At 60.7% G+C, this 2,754-nt stretch carries 3 protein-coding genes; 2 read left to right on the top strand and 1 reads right to left on the bottom strand.

The features are described from left to right. Positions 1 to 67 precede the first annotated feature (67 nt). Both WBB85_RS22555 and WBB85_RS22550 read left to right on the top strand, forming a co-directional pair. The gene (locus tag WBB85_RS22555; protein ID WP_432640809.1) at positions 68 to 817 is read left to right on the top strand and encodes an MlaA family lipoprotein; all 750 of its coding nucleotides are present in this window, start codon (positions 68 to 70) and stop codon (positions 815 to 817) included. After that, positions 807 to 1,412 (top strand): MlaC/ttg2D family ABC transporter substrate-binding protein, encoded by a 606-nt coding sequence (locus WBB85_RS22550; protein ID WP_432640808.1) that lies wholly within the window; start codon positions 807 to 809, stop codon positions 1,410 to 1,412. The genes WBB85_RS22555 and WBB85_RS22550 overlap by 11 nt, the downstream gene beginning before the upstream one ends. 139 nt (positions 1,413 to 1,551) lie before the next feature. Here the strand turns inward: WBB85_RS22550 and WBB85_RS22545 are convergent. Continuing rightward, a partial coding sequence (locus tag WBB85_RS22545; protein ID WP_432640807.1) for a transglycosylase domain-containing protein occupies positions 1,552 to 2,754 on the bottom strand: 1,203 nt, incomplete at its 5' end.

The following is a 2,754-nucleotide window of genomic DNA, read 5'->3' as shown; positions in this document are numbered from 1 at the left end:
TTGGGGGACCGTTTCGCTTCTGTGTCAGATTCTTTGGAAAGATAAAAAGAAAATGTTAGGAAATCCATTGATCGATAATTCAGGCAAGCGGTCGGTTGCCGGGCTTTCGGCAATACTTCTCCTGCTGGCTACGGGATGCTCCGCACCGCAGCCGGGGGCGGAATTCAACGATCCATACGAGGCGCGAAACCGCGAGGTGCATGATGAGAACCTTGCGATGGACCGCGCGCTGTTTGGCGGCGGCAAGCCCGACAAAAAACCGTTCCTACCGCCCCCCGTGGCCGAGGGGGTCAGCAACGTCGCCGAAAACCTTGGAACACCCAGCGATGTTCTGAACAACATCCTGCAGCTCAGACCAAAGCCCGCGATCACCAATACGGTACGCTTTGTGGTCAATACGACCGTGGGCATTGGTGGCATATTCGACCCCGCCACGGCGATGGGTATCTATGCCGATGCTACCGATTTCGGCGAAACGCTGCATGTCTGGGGAGCACCCGAAGGTGCTTTCCTTGTCGTGCCGCTCGCCGGACCGACGACCGAACGGGATCTGGTCGGGTCGGTCGTGGATGTCATCACAAATCCGATAGGGATCGCGGTGGAGCCGCCCGAAAGCTACTATCTGCGTGGTATGAAGCTCGCCGGGCGCGCCGCAGACCGGCAGCTCTATGGCGATGTGGTCGACTCGATTCTATATGAAAGCGCAGACAGCTACGCGCAGATGAGGCTTCTCTACCTGCAAAACCGCCATTTTGAGCTTGGCATCGAAGATGAAACTGATGTGTTCGACCCGTATGAGGATCCCTATGGACAGTAACCTGACCCGCCGCCGCCTTCTGGCCAGCCTTCCAGCCGGCATCGCTCTTGCCACATTGCCGTCGGACGCATGGGCCTTGAACACCGGTCAGGCAAAGGCGCTGGTCGACCAGGTCGTGGGCGAGGTCAACGGGGTGATCGCCTCGGGCAAGTCGGAAACGGCTATGTTCAAGGAGTTTGAGCGGATCTTCGTGCGCTACGCCGATGTGCGGTTCATCGCGCAAAGCTCGCTCGGGCCTGCTGGCCGGTCGGCATCGAAAGCCGATCTGAACGCCTATGTCAAAGCGTTCCAGGGCTATATCTCGCGCAAATATGGCCGCCGCTTCCGCGAATTCATCGGCGGCCGGATCGAAGTGCAGGAAGCGCGGCCGCTGAAGAGCTTCTTCGAGGTGCGGTCGGTCGCCCATCTGAAAGGGCAGGCACCGTTCCGGCTTGACTGGCATGTCTTCGACAAGTCGGGCAAGAGCCTGTTCTTCAACATCATCATTGAAGGCGTGAACATGCTTGCCGCTGAACGGACCGAGATTGGCGCGATGCTGGACAAGCGTCGGGGCGATATCGGCGCACTGGCGGCGGACCTCACGCGGGCAGGCTGAGCCGCCCGACCGTGATGTAAGGTGGGTTTAAACCCACCTTACGGGACGAACTGTCATTTTCTCGCATCCTCTGGGTTTCTTGAGTTTCAAGAAAGTAAGGTGGGTTTAAACCCACCTTACGACCGCTGCCAGGGTGGCGTCAGTTTCCGCCGAGGATCTGGTTGAGCAGGTTCAGGATCGGATCGTCCTGCTGTTTGCGCTTTTTCTTGCGCTTCTTTTGGGGCTGCTGTTGCGCGATGGGGCCGCTGTCATAGGTCTGGCCCTGCCATTGCGGCGCGGGCAGTTCCTCGGGCCGGATCATCGGCAGCGGAGTTGCGGGCTGGTCGGCCTCGACCCGGGCCATGACCTCATGCCAGATTTCCGCAGGCAATCCACCGCCGGTGACGCTCGTCAGGGGGGAGTTGTCGTCATTGCCCATCCAGACGCCAACGACATAATCCGCCGTGAAACCGATGAACCATGCGTCGCGGTAGTCCGAGGTCGTCCCGGTCTTGCCTGCCGCCTCGCGCCCCTCAAGCCGCGCCCGGCGCCCGGTACCGCGTTCGATCACCTGGGTCATCATATAGGTCAGTTGCTTGGCTGCACGGTCCGAGATCACGCGTTCGCCGATCCCGCCTTCCTGTCCCATCAAGGCCGCGTCGTCCCCCTGGATGCGCAGTTCTACGAGGCCGTAGGGCCGTACCGCCGAGCCGCCGTTCAGGATGCCCGCATAGGCCCCGGTCATCTCCAGAAGTGTGGCGCCTGAAGAGCCGAGCACGATCGCCGGACCCTGTGCCAGATCGGATTCGATCCCGAACCCGGTGGCGACCTGCCGCACGGCCTCCAGTCCGACCGACTGGCTGACACGTACCGTGGCAGTATTGACCGAATGGGCCAGTGCATCGGTCAACGTGATCATGCCGCGGAAGTCCTTGTCGTAGTTCTTCGGGCACCATTCGCCCGATCCCTTCACGTTGACGCAGAAATACGCGTCTTCGACATAGGCATTCATGTCGAAGCCGAGGTCGAGGGCGGCGGCATAGACGAAGGGTTTGAACGTAGAGCCGACTTGCCGAAGTGCCTGCGTCGCGCGGTTGAAGGCGCCCGAAACTTGTGTCTTGCGCCCGCCGACCATAGCGCGCACCGCACCATCGGCCGACATGACCACGATGGCGGCCTGCGCGACCGAGCCCTGTTTGACCTTGGTATCGAAGACGAAAGCCAAAGCCTCTTCGGCTGACTTCTGGATGCCCTGATCGAGCGTCGTCTTGACCACCACATCCTCGGTCGTGTCCTGCGTCAGGAAGGTGGGGCCGGAATCCATCACCCAATCGGCGAAATATCCCCCTGCCTTGGCCTCGGC

It is taken from the genome of Albidovulum sp. (genome assembly GCF_049646345.1).
Classification (GTDB): domain Bacteria; phylum Pseudomonadota; class Alphaproteobacteria; order Rhodobacterales; family Rhodobacteraceae; genus Albidovulum.
This window is presented reverse-complemented; position numbering and strand designations above follow the sequence as displayed.

What these genes read in the sequence shown, in the direction of transcription:
- WBB85_RS22550 (WP_432640808.1), top strand. Translation starts at nt 807, where the DNA reads ATGGACAGTAACCTGACCCGCCGCCGCCTTCTGGCCAGCCTTCCAGCC.